Origin of the sequence: Micromonospora sp. 050-3 (assembly GCF_046549335.1) — a bacterium.
Taxonomy (GTDB): domain Bacteria; phylum Actinomycetota; class Actinomycetes; order Mycobacteriales; family Micromonosporaceae; genus Micromonospora; species Micromonospora trifolii.
In genome coordinates this window covers 2,971,796-2,986,895 of sequence record NZ_JAJPVX010000001.1, presented here as the reverse complement: position 1 = coordinate 2,986,895, position 15,100 = coordinate 2,971,796, and the positions used below count along the sequence as shown (strand labels likewise).

The following is a 15,100-nucleotide window of genomic DNA, read 5'->3' as shown; positions in this document are numbered from 1 at the left end:
TTGACCTGCCGATACCTCTCAGTGCGCTTTGGTGTGCGCATGATCGGCAGTCCCGCCTTGCGGTGGGACGGTCCCGGTCTTGCCGGCGGGTGCCGTGCCGGGTTCACGTTTCTCGGCCACCTGCCCGCGGGTGCGGGTCTTCTGGTCGGCTCCACGTGCTGCCACCGGGCCACTCCCGGCGGTTGTTGTCTGTGCCGCGAGAGCGGCCAGGTTGCGGGCGGCGTTGACGTCGCGGTCCAGGGTCAGGCCACACGTGTCGCATCCGTATTTGCGCTCGGTCAGGGCAAGTTTGGTTTTCACTGTGCCGCAGCCTGAGCAGGTTTTCGAGGACGGGTACCAGCGGTCGGCGGTAATGAGCTTTCCGCCGTTCCAGGTTGTTTTATAGGCGAGTTGGCGGCGGATCTCGGCGAACCCGGCATCGGCGATGTGCCGGGCCAGTCGCCGGTTGGTCAGCATCCCGGCCACGTTCAGGTCTTCCACGACGACCGTGCCGTGGGTGGTGGCCAGGCGGGTGGTGAGTTTGTGTAGGCCGTCGCGGCGCAGGTTCGCCACCCGGGCGTGCGCCCGAGTGAGGCGGGTGCACGCCTGTCGCCATCGGTTCGACGGGCGCTGCCCGGTGCGCCGGTCCGGGCCGGCCTTGCGGGACACCGCCCGTGCGAGTGTACGTAGGCGGCGCTGGGCGTCGGTGAGGTGACGCGGGTTGGGCACCAGGTCGCCGGTCGACAGGACCACGAGGTGCCGAACGCCGACGTCGACACCGACGACCGACTCAGGGCGGGCCGGCGTGTGGTCGGGGCGTTCGACCTCGACGCAGAACGCGACATACCAGCGTCCGCCGTCGCGGCGCAGAGTGGCGGAGATGATCCGGGCGGTGTCGGCCTCCACACGGCGGGCCAGTTTCCGGGTCGACTCGTGCACCTTCAACCGACCCAGCCGCGGCAGCACCACATGCTTACGATCCCGATCGACGCGGATGGCACCGGTGGTGAACCGCACCGATGGCGTCGAGCGGCGGCGCGACTTGAACCGGGGAAACCCGACCGGCCGTCCCGTGCGCCTACCTGAACGGGAGTCGGCCCAGCTCTTCAACGCCCGGGCCAGGCCATCCAAGCCAGTGTTGAAAGCCTCTTTCGACACCTCGGCCCACCACGGCGCCACCTCGCGCTTCCCAGCGTTCCACGCCTTACGCAACCCCGCCAGCGACCACGACAGCGACGGCGTCAGCAGTTCGTCCGGCACACCATAGGTACGCTCAGCGGCGCGCTGGTCCATGTTCGCTTTCACCCGCGCAAGAGCCCAGTTATGAGCCACCCGAGCCGCCCCAGCATGCGCGTACACCGCCCGTTCCTGCGCCGGACTCAGGTCCAGGGCGAACCGGTACGCCTGGAACGTCTTCACCCCAGAGCCTCCGCGTCAGGGCGGTTTGTGCGGTGGAGCGCGTTGTCGACGATGACCTCGTGGAATTTGTGGGCACCGTCCACTTCGGACAGTTTGAGGTAGGTCGTCTCCTGGGACATGGGGGCCTCCGAGGGTCAGCGGGCGGCGCGATCCGGCCGGCGCGGCGACAGTGACCACACGTTAACGCCGCCCCCCGACAGAATCGGCGTCGGGCCAGCGCAGCGCGTCGTCGCGGAGCACCGCGTGCGCGCCGACGCTCTGGTTGACGATCTGCGTCACCCGCACGTCGACAGCGATGCTGGCCAGCGCCACCGCGTCCGCGCGGCTGAGGCCGTGCAGGCGCTGCATCAGTGTCAGCATCGAGTCCAGGGCGGTGAACGTGGCGTCGTCGAGGGAGGCGCCGACGCCCAGGGTCAGCCACGCGTCGGGGGTACGGGCCACCGGGCCGGTGACCGGGAAGTCGTCGCGCACGTCGACTGTCAACGTCACCTCGTCCATCGGACACTCGATCGCGGTGCCGCCGACCTCGCCGTCACCCTGCGCGGCGTGCCCGTCCCCGACGGAGAACAGCGCGTCGTCCACCGGGATCGGCAGCAGGAGGGTGCTGCCGGCGGTGAGGTCCCGACAGTCCAGATTGCCGCCCCAGGGGCGCGGTGGGATCGTCGAGTGAAGCCCCGGCTCCGCGGGTGGCATGCCGAACACTCCCATGAAGGGCCGCAGCGCGATCGTGTGGCCGTGCTGGTTGCGGCCGGTCATCGTCACCGGGTCCAGCTCCCAGGCGTGCACCACCTGTTGATCCTGCACGCCGTAACGCTGGTTGAACCCGCTGGGCCAGCCGCCGGCCACTGTGGTTCCCCAACTGCTCGGGATGACCGCGTCGATGCGTACCGCGAGGGTCTGGCCGGCGCGCGCACCGCGGACCGCGACCGGTCCGATCAACGCGTGTCCGTAATCGGGCCGGTGCTGCGGCACCCGGGGCCGGTCCCGGTTCGGCCCGCCGGGGTACGGGCCGGCGGACCACCAGCAGTCCAGGGTGCGACAGGTGACGGTGTCGCCGGGGTCGATGGTGAGCACTGGCGGGAAGTCGGGGGAGAAGTGGCCGTGCAGGCTGTCGTCCCCGGGCGTGAGGATGTGTCGCATCAGTGCAGGCTAGTGGCCACGTGCGGCAGGCAGGCAGGTGCGCGGTGGGTGCCGGGCGCACCCACCGCGCACGTCTTCACCTGGGCGATGTCAACCCGAGGTGCAGGAGCGGATCTGTGGGCGGGCGCTGCTGTTGCCGTTGGTCATCGTAGTGAAGCCGAAGGTGTTGCCACTGCCGTTGGACCGCATGGTCATGACTGTGCCGCTGCTGTCCCAGGTGGCGGTGCCGTTCCAGATGGTGGTGACCCGTTGCGGTGCGGTGATGGCCACGACCACCGTCCACGTGCTGGCGCCGCTGACCGTCACCGACGTGTTGTACCGGTCGCCCCAGACGTTGGGGGTCGTGGCGGTCGCGGTGCAGGTGCCGCCGGCGGGCGGCGGGGTGGTGGTGGGCGGCGGGGTCGTGCCGTCCGGGGCGACAGCGCGGCCGGTGGACGGCGAGATCATGCCGGGGCACAGGTTGCGGCTGGTCAGGTTGGCCATGATCTGGGGGATGGCGTCGCGGGTGTTCTGGATCCCGTCGTGCATCAGGATGACCTGACCGGCTTGGAGTCGGCTCGCGTTGGCCACGATCTGGCTGACGCTGGCGCCGTTCCAGTCCTGGGAGTCCACGTCCCAGAGCACCTGGCGCATGCCCAGTGACGACGCGACGGACTGCAGCGTGGAGTTGGTCTCGCCGTACGGCGGCCGGAACAGCACCGGTCGGCTGCCGGTGGCCGACTGGATCGCCGAGCTGGTCTGGGACAGGTCCGACTGCATCTGGGCCTGGCTCATCGAGGTCATGTGGGCGTGGTTCCAGCTGTGGTTGGCGACCCACATGCCGGCGGCCACCTGCGCCTGCGCTGCCGAGCGGTTGTTCTGGACGTTCTGCCCGACGTTGAACATGGTGGCCCGTACGCCGTTGCTGCGCAGCACGTTCAGCAGCGCGCTGGTGCTGCCGGTCGGACCGTCGTCGAAGGTGAGCCCGACGTAACCGTTGCAGGTGGCGGCGCTCGACGGGGTGGAGGTGGCCGCGAGGACGACGCCGCACATGGCGACGGCGGTGGCGAGGACGGCGAGCGCCGCGCGCAACCGCCTGGACCACAGGGCCGTGCGGGGGAAGAGCCTGCTCATCTGGTGCCCCTTCGCGCAGGCCCGGACGCGCCCTGGTGTGCGGGCAGCGCAGTCCGGACAGGTGTGGATAAGTGGGTAGGTGGTACGGAAACCGCAACGAAGCCGATCGCATTGACCCCAATGGATCGAAGTATTACAGCGAGAATTCCAACGCGTCAACAAGTTCCGGAACATCCTCGTAACAACTCAGGACACTGTTCGGGAGCTCTGATGCCGTCTCGATCACGTCAATCGATGGGTCTGCTCGCGCGGTGATCCGGAATGCGGCCGGAATTATCGATCGTCGATCACGGGGTCCGCCGTCGCGTCCGTAGCGCCCCGCCCCACTCAACAGTAAAGATTGTGAACAGAAGATGTTACAGTCACTTCGGTCGATGTCCGCTCGGGTTTCGGCCAGTGAGGTCCCAGGAAGGAGTGATCCCATGACGAGACTGCGCGCGCTGGTCGCGCTGGCGGCACTGATCGTCGCCGGTGGACTGGTCGCGGTCATCCCGGCCACCGCCGCGTCGGCGGCGGCCTGCTCGGCATCGTGGCAGGCCTCGGCGGTCTACTGGGGAGACGCCCAGGTCTCCCACAACGGCCGTAACTACCGGGCGAAGTGGTGGACCCAGAACGAGGCGCCGCCGGGCACGACCGGCGTGTGGGAGGACCTCGGTGCGTGCGGAGGGGGCACCACGCCGCCTACCGGGGGGACCTGCAGCTACCCGAACTGGACCGCCGGGACCTGGTACGCCACCGGGGCGATCGTGCGCTACACCAACGGTTCCTACTACATCGCCGAGCACGACAATCCGGGGTACGACCCCGTCGTCAGCACCTGGTACTGGGAGCCCTACACCTGTGGCGGTCAGCCGCCGACCAACCCGCCGCCCACCAACCCGGGTGGCTTCGTGGTCACCGAGGCCCAGTTCAACCAGATGTTCCCGGGCCGCAACTCGTTTTACACGTACTCCGGGCTCGTCGCCGCGCTCAGCGCCTACCCGGCGTTCGCCCGCAGCGGCAGTGCCACAGTCCAGCGGCAGGAGGCCGCTGCCTTCCTGGCGAACGTCTACCACGAGACCGGCGGGCTCGTGCACGTGGTCGAGCAGAACACCGCGAACTACCCGCACTACTGCGACTACGGCCAGCCGTACGGCTGCCCCGCCGGGCAGGCCGCCTACTACGGGCGCGGGCCGATCCAGCTCAGTTGGAACTTCAACTACAACGCCGCGGGCAACGCCCTCAACCTGCCGCTGCTGACCAACCCGTGGCTGGTGCAGACCGACGCCGCGGTGGCCTGGAAGACCGGTATCTGGTACTGGATGACCCAGAACGGGCCGGGCACCATGACCGCCCACAACGCGATGGTCAACGGCGCCGGGTTCGGTCAGACGATCCGCAGCATCAACGGCTCGATCGAGTGCAACGGCGGAAACCCCGCCCAGGTGCAGAGTCGCGTCACCAGGTACCAGCAGTTCGTCGGCATCCTCGGGGTGTCCGCAGGAGCCAACCTCTACTGCTGATCCGTGGCCGGGCCTCGGCGTACGTCCCCGGACGGCGTCGAGGCCCGGCGCATCGGCGGCCGGGGCCCGGTGGGGGCGGCGGCCGTTTCGGCGCGATCAACCCGTTGACACGGCCGTGCTGTGCCCGGAACTATCAGCGGCAGTCCACCCGCCCCGGCACCCGTTGCTCACGATCTCCGATGACAACGATGTCAGGGCTCCGACCCGCCACCCGCTCCACACTGCCCAGACGTTCGACGTACTCGACCCGGTTCGAGTCGAAAGGCTCCGTCCCTCATGTCGCACACCCCCCTTGCGCGTTCCCTCTCACCCCGCCTGATCGCGGCGACGACAGCCGCCCTGCTACCGCTGGGCCTGCTCGTCGCCGCGCCCCTGGCGAACGCCGCCCCCACCCCCGCACCGCCGGGCAACTTCACCTCCTCGTTCGAGTCCGCCGACCCGCAGCCCGCCACCAGCACCGTGGAGGTCGGCCCGAACGGAAAGCCGGTCCAGGCCAACCTGAGCGGCACTGTCGCCACGCTGCCCGGCAGCCTGCTCGGCCAGGTCAGCGCCGTGACCGCGAGCGACGAGAACCCGCCGCGAGAGATCGCCGCGAACCTCAGGGACGACGATCCGTCGACCAAGTGGCTCGTGTTCGCGTCCACCGGCTGGGTGACCTACCAACTCGCCAAGCCGGCGACGGTGGCGCGGTACTCGCTGACCGCGGCCGACGACGCACCGACCCGGGACCCGAAGGACTTCGTCGTCCAGGGGTCGAACGACGGCAGCACCTGGACCGACCTGGACAAGCGCGCCGGCGAGAAGTTCAGCGGGCGCTTCGCCACCAAGACGTACAGCTTCACCAACCCGAACGCCTACGGCTTCTACCGGCTCAGCGTCACCGCGAACTCCGGTGACTCGCTCGTGCAGCTCGCCGACTGGAACATCAGCGACGGCTCGGACGTCCGCCCGCCAGCCACCCCCATGGTCAGCGTGGCGACCGCCGGCCCGAACGGCGGCTACACCACGAAGCCGGACGTCGGGTTCACCGGACTGGCCGCGCTGCGCTACTCCGGCGGCGCCGAGGGCAACGGCCGGTCGTACGCGACCAACAAGCTCTTCGACGTCACCATCCCGGTCGGGCCGAAGACCCGGCTGTCGTACAAGATCTTCCCCGAGTTCACCGGTGGGGACGGCCGCTACCCGTCCACCTACGCCGCCGTCGACCTGCACTTCACCGACGGCAGTTACCTGAGTGCTCGCTCGCCCGCCGACCAGCACGGTAACCCGCTCACCGGCGCCGGCCAGGGCACCTCGAAGGTGCTCTTCGCCGACCAGTGGAACCTGGTGCAGGCCGACCTCGGCACCGTCGCCCTCGGCAAGACGATCGACCGCATCCTGCTCGCGTACGACAATCCGCAGGCCACCGGGGCCACCCGGTTCCAGGGTTGGCTCGACGACATCGAGCTGACGGCCGCGCCGGCGTCGATCGACGGCTCGAAGCTGACCAACTACGTGGACACCCGACGGGGCACCAACTCGACGGGCGGTTTCTCGCGCGGCAACAACCTGCCGATCACCGCCGTGCCGAACGGGTTCAACTTCTTCACCCCGGTGACCGACGCGACCTCCGACTCGTGGGAGTACGAGTACCACCGGATCAACAACGAGGCCAACCTGCCCATGCTCCAGGGTCTCGCGATCTCCCACGAGCCCAGCCCCTGGATGGGTGACCGCAACCAGATGTCTGTCATGCCGGTCGTCGGTGGCGGACCGCTCACCGGTCAGCCCGCCAGTCGCGCGCTCGCCTTCAGCCACGACGACGAGACGGCACAGCCGGACCTCTACCGGGTCAGGCTCCAGAACGGCCTGGTCGCGGAGATGTCGCCCACCGACCACGCCGGGATCATGCGGTTCACCTTCCCTACCGGGCAGGCGACCGGAAGCCTCGCCTTCCACAACGGCACGTTCACCATCGGCGCGGACGGCGCGTTCGCCGGTTGGGTCGACAACGGAAGCGGCCTGTCCGCCGGGCGTAGCCGGATGTTCGTCTCCGGCACCTTCGACCGGGCACCGACGGCGTCCGCCGCGACGTCGGCCACCTTCGACCTCTCCGGGTCGCGGGAGGTGACGATGCGTCTCGCCACGTCGTTCCTCTCCGTCGACCAGGCGCGCCGCAACCTCGATCTGGAGGTCACCGGCAAGAGCTTCGACGAGATCCACGCCGCCGCGACGGCCGCGTGGAAGGACCGGCTCGGGCGGGTCGAGGTGCGCGGCGCCAACGAGTCGCAGCTGGTCACCATGTACTCGAACCTGTACCGGCTGAACCTCTACCCGAACTCCCAGTCGGAGAACACCGGCACCGCAGCCAAGCCGCGCTGGCAGTACGCGAGCCCGGTCTCGGCGCCGACCGGCGCGTCGACCCCCACCCAGACCGGCGCGAAGGTCGTCGACGGGCAGATCTACGTCAACAACGGCTTCTGGGACACCTACCGCACCGTGTGGCCCGCCTACGCGCTGCTCTACCCGGACGTCGCCGCCAAGATCTCCGACGGGTTCGTCCAGCACTACCGCGACGGCGGCTGGATCGCCCGCTGGTCGTCCCCCGGCTACGCCGACCTGATGACCGGCACCAGCGCGAACGTGGCGCTGGCCCAGGCGTACCTCACCGGGGTCAAGCTGCCCGACCCGCTCGCGGCGTACGACGCGGCCGTCAAGGACGCGACCGTCGCGTCCGGGCGCAGCGCGGTCGGGCGCAAGGGCATCGAGAGCTCTCTGTTCCTCGGCTACACGCCGACGTCCACGGGGGAGTCGGTGTCCTGGGCGCTGGAGGGCTACATCAACGACTTCGGCATCGGCAACATGGGTGCGGCGCTCGCCAAGGACCCGGCCACGCCGAAGGCGGAGCGCGCCCGGCTCAAGGAGGAGTCGCGGTACTTCCTGGAGCGGGCCCGCAACTACGTCCACCTCTTCGACCCGAAGACGAAGCTCTTCCAGGGCCGCAACGCCGCCGGCAACTTCCTCGCCGGTGACCCGCTGGACTGGGGTGGCGTCTACACCGAGACCAACGGGTGGAACTTCGCGTTCACCGCGCAGCAGGACGGCCAGGGTCTGATTAACCTGTACGGCGGGCAGAAGGCGCTGCGGGACAAGCTCGACGCGTTCTTCACCACCCCGGAGAACGCCGACCGCCCCGGTGGTTACGGCGGCGTCATCCACGAGATGCTCGAGGCGCGCGCGGTGCGGATGGGTCAGCTCGGCATGAGCAACCAGCCGTCGCACCACATCCCGTACATGTACAACGTCGCCGGCGCGCCGGCCAAGACCCAGGAGACGGTGCGGGAGATCCTGCGGCGACTCTACGTCGGCAGTGAGATCGGCCAGGGCTACCTGGGCGACGAGGACAACGGCGAGATGTCGTCGTGGTACATCCTCAGCTCGCTGGGCATCTACCCGTTGCAGGCCGGGTCGTCCGAGTGGGCGATCGGCTCGCCGCAGTTCACCAGGATGACAGTGCACCGCAGCAGCGGCGACATCGTCGTCAACGCGCCGAACAACAGCGCGGCGAACGTCTACGTGCAGGACGTCAAGGTGAACGGCAAGAAGCAGCGCGGCCTGTCAGTGGATGTGGCGGCGCTCGCCAAGGGCGGCACCATCGACTTCCAGATGGGATCCAAGCCGTCGTCGTGGGGCAGCGGCCGGAACGACGCCCCGCCGTCGTTGACAAAGGGTGACGAGGCGCCGAAGCCGTTGCAGGACGTCACCGGCCCCGGTCTCGGCACCGCTGCCGTGACCGGCGGTCAGGACGCGTCGAAGCTGTTCGACGACTCGTCGAACACGCAGCTGACCTTCACCTCGGCGACCCCGCAGATCACCTGGGCCTTCCGTGGTGGCAAGCAGAAGCCGAAGTACTACACCGTCACGTCCGGGGCCGCTGCCGGCGATCCGGCGGACTGGCGCCTCCAGGGCTCCAACGACGGCCTCACCTGGACCACTGTGGACTCCCGCACCGGCCAGGTGTTCCCGTCGCGCAACCAGACCCGCCCGTACTCGATCCACAAGCCGGGACGGTTCGCCCAGTTCCGCCTCGCCGTCACGAAGACCGTCGGCGCCGCGCAGACCAACCTCGCCGAGGTCGAGCTGCTCGCCGGGGGTGACCTCGACCTCGGGGGCGGCGACATCACCGTCACCGCCGCGGACGGCGTGCACGCGACCTCCGGTGTAGCCGTCTCGGTGCCGTTGGCCACCGTCACCGGCGGCGACGCCGGCGGCTACCAGGCCACGATCGACTGGGGTGACGGCACGCCGGTCACCGCGGGCACCGTGACGTTGAGCTCGCGGGCCGTCTACCGCATCGCCGGGTCGCACGTCTACACCACGCCCGGCTACCACCAGGCGAACGTCACGGTGACCGATGGCGAGAGCCAGAGCTCCGCGACGGTCGGCGTCGAGGTGGCGTACGCCCCGGCCTCCGGTCTCACTGCCGCGTTCGACAACGTCTGCGTCGGTGACGAAGGGGTCCTGGCGGCGGACTGTGACGCCAAGTCGTGGGCGTACTCGCGGGCCGCCCTGGCGGCCGGTGGTGCCACCCAGGGCCAGGCGCAGCAGGTTCCTGGAACGGGTCTGCGGTTCACCCTGCCGGTGATCCCGGCCGGGCAGCCGGACAACGCCACCGGCAACGGGGCGACGGTCGTTCTCGACCTTCCGCAGGACGCGAAGAGCATCTCGTTCATCGGTGCCGGAACGCAGGGCAATCAGAGCACCACCGGCACGGCGACGTTCAGCGACGGCAGCACGGCCAGCGTTCCGATCCAGTTGAGCGACTGGACGCTGGGCGGCAACGCCAACGGCACCCCGTCCTTCGGCAACATCATCGTCGCCCGGACGGCGTACCGGTTGCAGGGCACGAGCCGCGACGGCGCCCAGCCGTTCGTCTTCGCCACCGCGCCGTACCAGATCCCGGCGGGCAAGACGCTGGTGTCGGTGACCCTGCCGGCGCAGACCGGTGACCCTCGCTCGGCGGGTCGGATCCACGTGTTCGCCGTGGCCAACGACGGCACGCCCGCCCCGGCGCTGGCGACCGCAGCCCCGAAGAACCAGACGGCCACCGCCGGGCAGGCCCTCGCGGCGAACCTCGGTGCGGTGACCGGCGGCGTTCCCGGTACGACGGGCTACCGCGCCCGCGTCCAGTGGGGTGACGGCACGGTTCCGAACGACGTGACGATCGGCGAGTCCGGTGCGATGAGCGGCCAGCACACCTATGCACGGGAGGGCACCTACACGGTGCGCGTCACCGCGTGGGACACGTTGTCGAGCAGCACCGAGTCCTTCACAGTGACCGTGGCTCGGGGCGGGTCGCAGCCGGCGATCGCGCTGTCCGCGTCCGGCACCGTCACCACCGGTGGCGCGATCACCGTCGCCGGCAGCGGCTTCGCCGCCGGCGAGCAGGTGACCGTCAGCGTCGGCACCGACCCGGGCCGGACCATGAAGGTCGCGGCCTCCGCGACGGGAACGGTCCGTGCCTCGGTGCCGACCTCCGGTGACGCGCAACCCGGCCGGTACGCCGTCACCGCGACGGGCGCGTCCTCGCGTACGCCGGCCACGGCCACCGTCCAGGTGACCGGGGAGCCGGAGGCGCGCACCTACCAGCCGCGGGTGGCGTTGTTGACCACGTCGGGCCCGCGCGGCACGTCGATCATGGTCGACGGTTCCGGGTTCGCGCCGAACGAGGTGGTCACGATCGCTTTCGGGACCGGACTGGCGGTCAGCACCGTGCGCGCGAACGGTGACGGCGTCATCTCCGGCGCGACGGTCAGCGTTGCGGGTGCGGCGAAGGCGGGCGCGACCAGTGTCACGCTGAACGGCGCCACGTCGGCGACGAAGGTGTCCCGACCGTTCACCGTCACCGGCTAGCACCGAGCCGGGGACAGTGCGAGCGCGTGGGGCGGGCCGTGATCACGGCCCGCCCCACGCCGGTTAGACAATGATCGACTTTCAGTGCGGTGGCAGCAGCGCGTTGACCAGGTCGCGCAGCGGCCCCACAAGATCCTCTTCGGTGGCGGAACTCAGCGGTTCCAGCTGGATCGAGGATCGCAGCACCGCGACTCCGATGCCGGCGGCGAGGGCCATCTGGGCGCGGAGCAGGAGTTGTTGGCTGTCCGGTTCGCCGGGGCGCCACCCGCGAGCTGCCGCCAGTTGTTCGCCGGATCGGACCAGGACGGCGCGCCGGATCTCGTCGGCCCCCGCGTCCCCGGACGACCGCAGCAGCAGTGAGAGTTGGCTCGACAGACCCGCCGCGCCGAGGTCGGCGATGTGCCGGGCGATGGCCTCGGGCACCCGGTCGGCGGGCGTCTGACCTGTCGTTCGGCGCAGTTCGTCGCCCGCGGCTCGCAGGCACGCCTCGAACAGGCCCTCCTTCGACGTGAAGTAGCGGCTGATGAGCGCGACGTTGACGCCCGCGTCGTCGGCGATGTCCCGGACGGTGGTGGCCGCGTAGCCGTCCCGGGCGAAGCGCTGGCGAGCGGCGTCGAGCAGGAGTTGCCGGGTCTCGGCCGCGTCCCGACGGCGACGCTGGGCCGGTTCGCCGGCGGTGTCACCGGTCGCGGGGACAGGCGGTTCTGCTGTCACGACGTGTCCTCTCTGTCGCTCTGCCGTCCATCCGCCGCTCGGTGCGGGCCTAGCAAGTAAACATATGTTGACTTTCTGCCGACCGCAAGGTCCGGTGCGGCCCGAGGTGACGTAAACGACTGTTGACATGCGTCCCGGGCTGCGCATACTGGCTAAGTCAGCAAACGTTTACATCTAGTTCGGGGATTTCATGACCCACACCATCGAGGAGTCGACAGACCTCGGCTCCGCGCCCGGCGCCGCCCCGCGCGCCAACAGCACCCTCCTGGTGCTGTACCTGTCACTGGGGGGCCTGGCGTTCGCGGTGCTCCAGTCGCTGGTGGCGCCCGCGCTGTCCACCATCGGAAGGGACCTGGGCGTCTCGACCGGAGACATCAGCTGGGTGCTCACGGCATACCTGTTGGCCGCCTCGGTGCTGACGCCCATCCTCGGACGTCTCGGTGACATGGTCGGTAAGCGTCGGGTCCTCATCGGCGTCCTCGCGGCCCTCGCCGCGGGCACCCTGCTCGCCGCCCTGGCTCCCAACCTGACCGTGCTGATCGTCGCGCGTGCGCTCCAGGGTGCCGCCGGAGCGATCCTGCCGCTGTCGATCGGCATCGTCCGCGACCAACTGCCCCGGGAGAAGGTCGGCGTCACCGTCGGCCTGCTGTCGGCGATCTTCGGTGTCGGCGCTGGTGTCGGCATCGTGGCCGCGGGCCCGATCGTGGAGCACCTGTCGTGGCACTGGCTGTTCTGGCTGCCGCTGGTCCTCGTCGTCGTCGCGCTGCTCGGGGCCATCTTCGGGATGCCCGAGTCGCGGGTCCGCACGCCCGGGCGGCTCGACATGCTCGGCGCGGTCATCCTGTCGGTGTCGCTGGTCTCGTTGCTGCTGGCCGTGAGCAAGGGGCAGGGCTGGGGCTGGACCGAGCCGAAGACCATCGGCCTGTTCCTGCTCGGCGCAGTGGCGATGGTGGTGTTCGTCCGGGTCGAGCTGCGCGTACGTGAGCCGCTCATCGACATGCGCCTGATGCGGATCCGCGGTGTCTGGGCCACCGACCTGGTCGCCCTGATCCTCGGGTTCGCGATGTTCGGGACGTTCGTGCTGGTGCCGACCCTGCTGCAACTTCCCGCCGCCACCGGGTACGGGTTCGGCAAGACGGTGTCCCAGGCGGGCCTGTTCCTGCTGCCCACCGTCCTGATGATGGTGGTCTTCGGTCCCCTCGCGGGCCTGCTGGACCGGCGCTTCGGTCCCAAGGTTCCGATGTTCCTCGGCACTGTCGCTGTCGTCGTCGCATTCGCGCTGCCGGCGCTCGCGCACGGAGCGACCTGGCAGGTGCTGCTCTCCGGGGTCCTCACCGGCGCCGGCATCGGCCTGGCGTTCGCGGCGATGTCCAACGCCATCATCGAGAGCGTCCCGGCCGTGCAGACCGGCGAGGCGAGCGGCGTCAACACCATCGCCCGCACCATCGGCAGCAGCATCGGCGCGGCGGTCGTGGCGGCCGTCATCACGTCGAACAGCACCCCTGCGGGGCTGCCCACCGACACGGCGTTCACCGCCGGCTTCTGGGTGTGCGCGGGCGTCGCGGTCCTGGCCGTCTTCGCGGCCCTCGCCCTGCCCTCGGCGCGTCGCCGTCACGAACAGGCCGTCGCCGCCGGGGTCGACGACCTTCCGCCCGAGCCGGTCGAGCTGCACCTGCCCCACCGGCACCACTGAGCCGAACGAGCGCAGGCCGTGTCCACTGCTGGTGGGCACGGCCTGCCCCGTTCTGGTGCGACCTCAAGCTCCCGGCGTGCCCAGGCGAAGGTGCCAGCGCGCGCCCTGGCTGGTGAGCCGGACGACCGCCAACGGCTCCACGTCCACCTGCCGGTACGTCGCCATCGGAAGGCCGAGGGCGTGCACCACGGCGACCCGGATCACCAGAGGATGGGTGACCGCGATGACGCGCCCGCCGGCTCGGTGTTGCTCGTCCAGCCAGCTGCCGACCCGATCCCGCACGGCCGTGACGGACTCACCGCCGTGCGGCGCGGTGTCCGGTGCGGACAGCCAGTCGTGCAGCGCCTGCGGCTGCGTGTCAGCGATCTCCGCAAGCGACCGCCCGGACCAGTCCCCGTAGTCGCAGTCGGCCAACGCCGTCTCGATCGTCGGCAACAGGCCGAAGGCGTCGGCGGTCTGTCGAGCGGCCGCCGCGGGGCTGGACAGGCAGGTGGCGTTCACGCCGAGGGGCCCACGCCGGTCTGCGCCCGCGCGGGCCTGGGCGAGTGCGGCACGCAGGCCACCCTCGTCCAGGCCGTCGTCGGCGCCGCCGAAGCGGGCCCGGCGAAGAGCGGCGGTGTGACCGTGGGCGACCAGCCGGAGGCTGGTGCCGGTCACGTGCTCGGCAGTGCGGTGCCGGCCCGGCGACGCCGCTCGTGGTGCATCAGGGCCGCGAACAGCAGGCCGATGCCGGTCCAGAGCACGACCTGGGTGCCGAGCGAGGCCAGTCGGAAACTCCACAGCAGGGTCGCCGGGAAGTCCGCCGGAACCTCCTGGAAGGACGGCATCACCACGTACGACACTGCCGTGACCAGCAGGAACCCGCCCACGGCCGCGGCGGCGCGCAACCACGTCGGCGCCTGGGCGCCGACCGACCGGTAGCCCAGCGAGCCGGCCCACACGGCCACCAGCCCGAGCACCACCATCAACAGGTAGGTGACGGTCCGTTGGTTGATGGTGGCCGGGTCGCCGACCGCCGGCGGATTCGCCGGGTACTTGAGGAACGGCACGATCACCGCGCCGAGCAGCGCCGCGCCGGCCAGCAGCAGACCCGACCGCCCGTCGTCGTCGCCGCGCCGCCGCCGGGACAGCAGGACGTACGCCGTGGCCAGCAGGCCACCCATCGCGGCCCCGAACAGGCCGGTGGCCAGGAACAGGCCGCCGCGCTGACCCGTGCGGCTGACCAGGGCGTCCTCATGATCGTGTGCACCAGCGGCGGCGGGCTCGGTGTGCGACGCCGCCTCCTCGATGGCGATGGCTGCCTCGACGTGCGGTTCGCCGGCGACGTACGCGAACGCCCCGGCGATCAGGCCGGCGATCAGGCCGGCCAGCAGCCCGCGAACGAGCACGGCGACGAACGGGGGAGTGGTGGTGGCGTTCAGTGGCACGGGACGCCCAGCAGGTGCCTGCCGTCGTGCATCAGCTCGTGCAGGTACATCCCGCTGCGCGACACCGCCCCCTGGTCGAAGGCGACGAGGTACGTCAGCAGGGTGAGCGCGGCAACGGTCGCCAGAGCCGTCCACAGCAGACGGGAACTGCCAGCGGGGTGCACCACCGGCTGGCTGGAAGCGGAGCTAGACATGAATACACGAACCTCCCCAGGGATGAC

At 70.2% G+C, this 15,100-nt stretch carries 10 protein-coding genes; 3 read left to right on the top strand and 7 right to left on the bottom strand.

Annotated elements, in window-relative coordinates; genetic code table 11:
* Window positions 1-18: 18 nt before the first annotated feature.
* The 3 genes from tnpB to ACLJOK_RS13715 all read right to left on the bottom strand — a co-directional run bounded on the left by tnpB (window position 19) and on the right by ACLJOK_RS13715 (window position 3,651).
* Window positions 19-1,398 carry an IS607 family element RNA-guided endonuclease TnpB gene (gene tnpB, locus ACLJOK_RS13725; protein WP_410818817.1) on the bottom strand — a complete coding sequence of 460 codons (1,380 nt, stop codon included), beginning with the start codon at window positions 1,396-1,398 and terminating at the stop codon, window positions 19-21.
* A 180-nt stretch (window positions 1,399-1,578) separates the two neighbouring features.
* Window positions 1,579-2,538 carry an acetamidase/formamidase family protein gene (locus tag ACLJOK_RS13720; protein ID WP_410818815.1) on the bottom strand — a complete coding sequence of 320 codons (960 nt, stop codon included), beginning with the start codon at window positions 2,536-2,538 and terminating at the stop codon, window positions 1,579-1,581.
* Window positions 2,539-2,628: 90 nt separating this feature from the next.
* The gene (locus tag ACLJOK_RS13715) at window positions 2,629-3,651 is read right to left on the bottom strand and encodes a polysaccharide deacetylase family protein (RefSeq protein ID WP_410818813.1); all 1,023 of its coding nucleotides are present in this window, start codon (window positions 3,649-3,651) and stop codon (window positions 2,629-2,631) included.
* Between the two features lie 422 nt (window positions 3,652-4,073).
* On the opposite strand from ACLJOK_RS13715, the gene ACLJOK_RS13710 reads away from it, so the two are divergent.
* Window positions 4,074-5,153, top strand: a complete 1,080-nt coding sequence (locus tag ACLJOK_RS13710; RefSeq protein WP_410818812.1) for a glycoside hydrolase family 19 protein — start codon at window positions 4,074-4,076, stop codon at window positions 5,151-5,153.
* A 276-nt stretch (window positions 5,154-5,429) separates the two neighbouring features.
* Window positions 5,430-11,045, top strand: coding sequence for a GH92 family glycosyl hydrolase (locus ACLJOK_RS13705; RefSeq protein WP_410818810.1), 5,616 nt, complete (start codon window positions 5,430-5,432; stop codon window positions 11,043-11,045).
* Between the two features lie 81 nt (window positions 11,046-11,126).
* Here the strand turns inward: ACLJOK_RS13705 and ACLJOK_RS13700 are convergent, their stop codons facing one another.
* The gene (locus ACLJOK_RS13700; RefSeq protein ID WP_410818808.1) at window positions 11,127-11,759 is read right to left on the bottom strand and encodes a TetR family transcriptional regulator; all 633 of its coding nucleotides are present in this window, start codon (window positions 11,757-11,759) and stop codon (window positions 11,127-11,129) included.
* 190 nt (window positions 11,760-11,949) lie between these two features.
* Here ACLJOK_RS13700 and ACLJOK_RS13695 point away from each other — a divergent pair, with 190 nt between their 5' ends.
* Window positions 11,950-13,452: an MFS transporter gene (locus ACLJOK_RS13695; RefSeq protein WP_410818807.1), complete on the top strand. Its 1,503-nt coding sequence runs from the start codon at window positions 11,950-11,952 to the stop codon at window positions 13,450-13,452.
* Window positions 13,453-13,515: 63 nt separating this feature from the next.
* Here ACLJOK_RS13695 and ACLJOK_RS13690 read toward each other — a convergent pair whose 3' ends face one another.
* The 3 genes from ACLJOK_RS13690 to ACLJOK_RS13680 are packed head-to-tail and all read right to left on the bottom strand — an operon-like array spanning window position 13,516 to window position 15,073.
* Window positions 13,516-14,109, bottom strand: a complete 594-nt coding sequence (locus ACLJOK_RS13690; RefSeq protein ID WP_410818805.1) for a histidine phosphatase family protein — start codon at window positions 14,107-14,109, stop codon at window positions 13,516-13,518.
* Complete coding sequence (locus ACLJOK_RS13685) at window positions 14,106-14,879, bottom strand: CbtA family protein (RefSeq protein ID WP_410818804.1); 774 nt, start codon at window positions 14,877-14,879, stop codon at window positions 14,106-14,108. Before ACLJOK_RS13685 ends, ACLJOK_RS13690 begins: the two co-directional genes overlap by 4 nt.
* Window positions 14,870-15,073, bottom strand: coding sequence for a CbtB domain-containing protein (locus tag ACLJOK_RS13680; protein ID WP_410818802.1), 204 nt, complete (start codon window positions 15,071-15,073; stop codon window positions 14,870-14,872). The genes ACLJOK_RS13685 and ACLJOK_RS13680 overlap by 10 nt, the downstream gene beginning before the upstream one ends.
* Between the last annotated feature and the right edge of the window lie 27 nt (window positions 15,074-15,100).

Coding starts and splice junctions, on each gene's coding strand:
- ACLJOK_RS13720 (WP_410818815.1), bottom strand. CDS start 2,538: ATGCGACACATCCTCACGCCCGGGGACGACAGCCTGCACGGCCACTTC.
- ACLJOK_RS13715 (WP_410818813.1), bottom strand. CDS start 3,651: ATGAGCAGGCTCTTCCCCCGCACGGCCCTGTGGTCCAGGCGGTTGCGC.
- ACLJOK_RS13710 (WP_410818812.1), top strand. CDS start 4,074: ATGACGAGACTGCGCGCGCTGGTCGCGCTGGCGGCACTGATCGTCGCC.
- ACLJOK_RS13695 (WP_410818807.1), top strand. CDS start 11,950: ATGACCCACACCATCGAGGAGTCGACAGACCTCGGCTCCGCGCCCGGC.
- ACLJOK_RS13680 (WP_410818802.1), bottom strand. CDS start 15,073: ATGTCTAGCTCCGCTTCCAGCCAGCCGGTGGTGCACCCCGCTGGCAGT.
- ACLJOK_RS13705 (WP_410818810.1), top strand. CDS start 5,430: ATGTCGCACACCCCCCTTGCGCGTTCCCTCTCACCCCGCCTGATCGCG.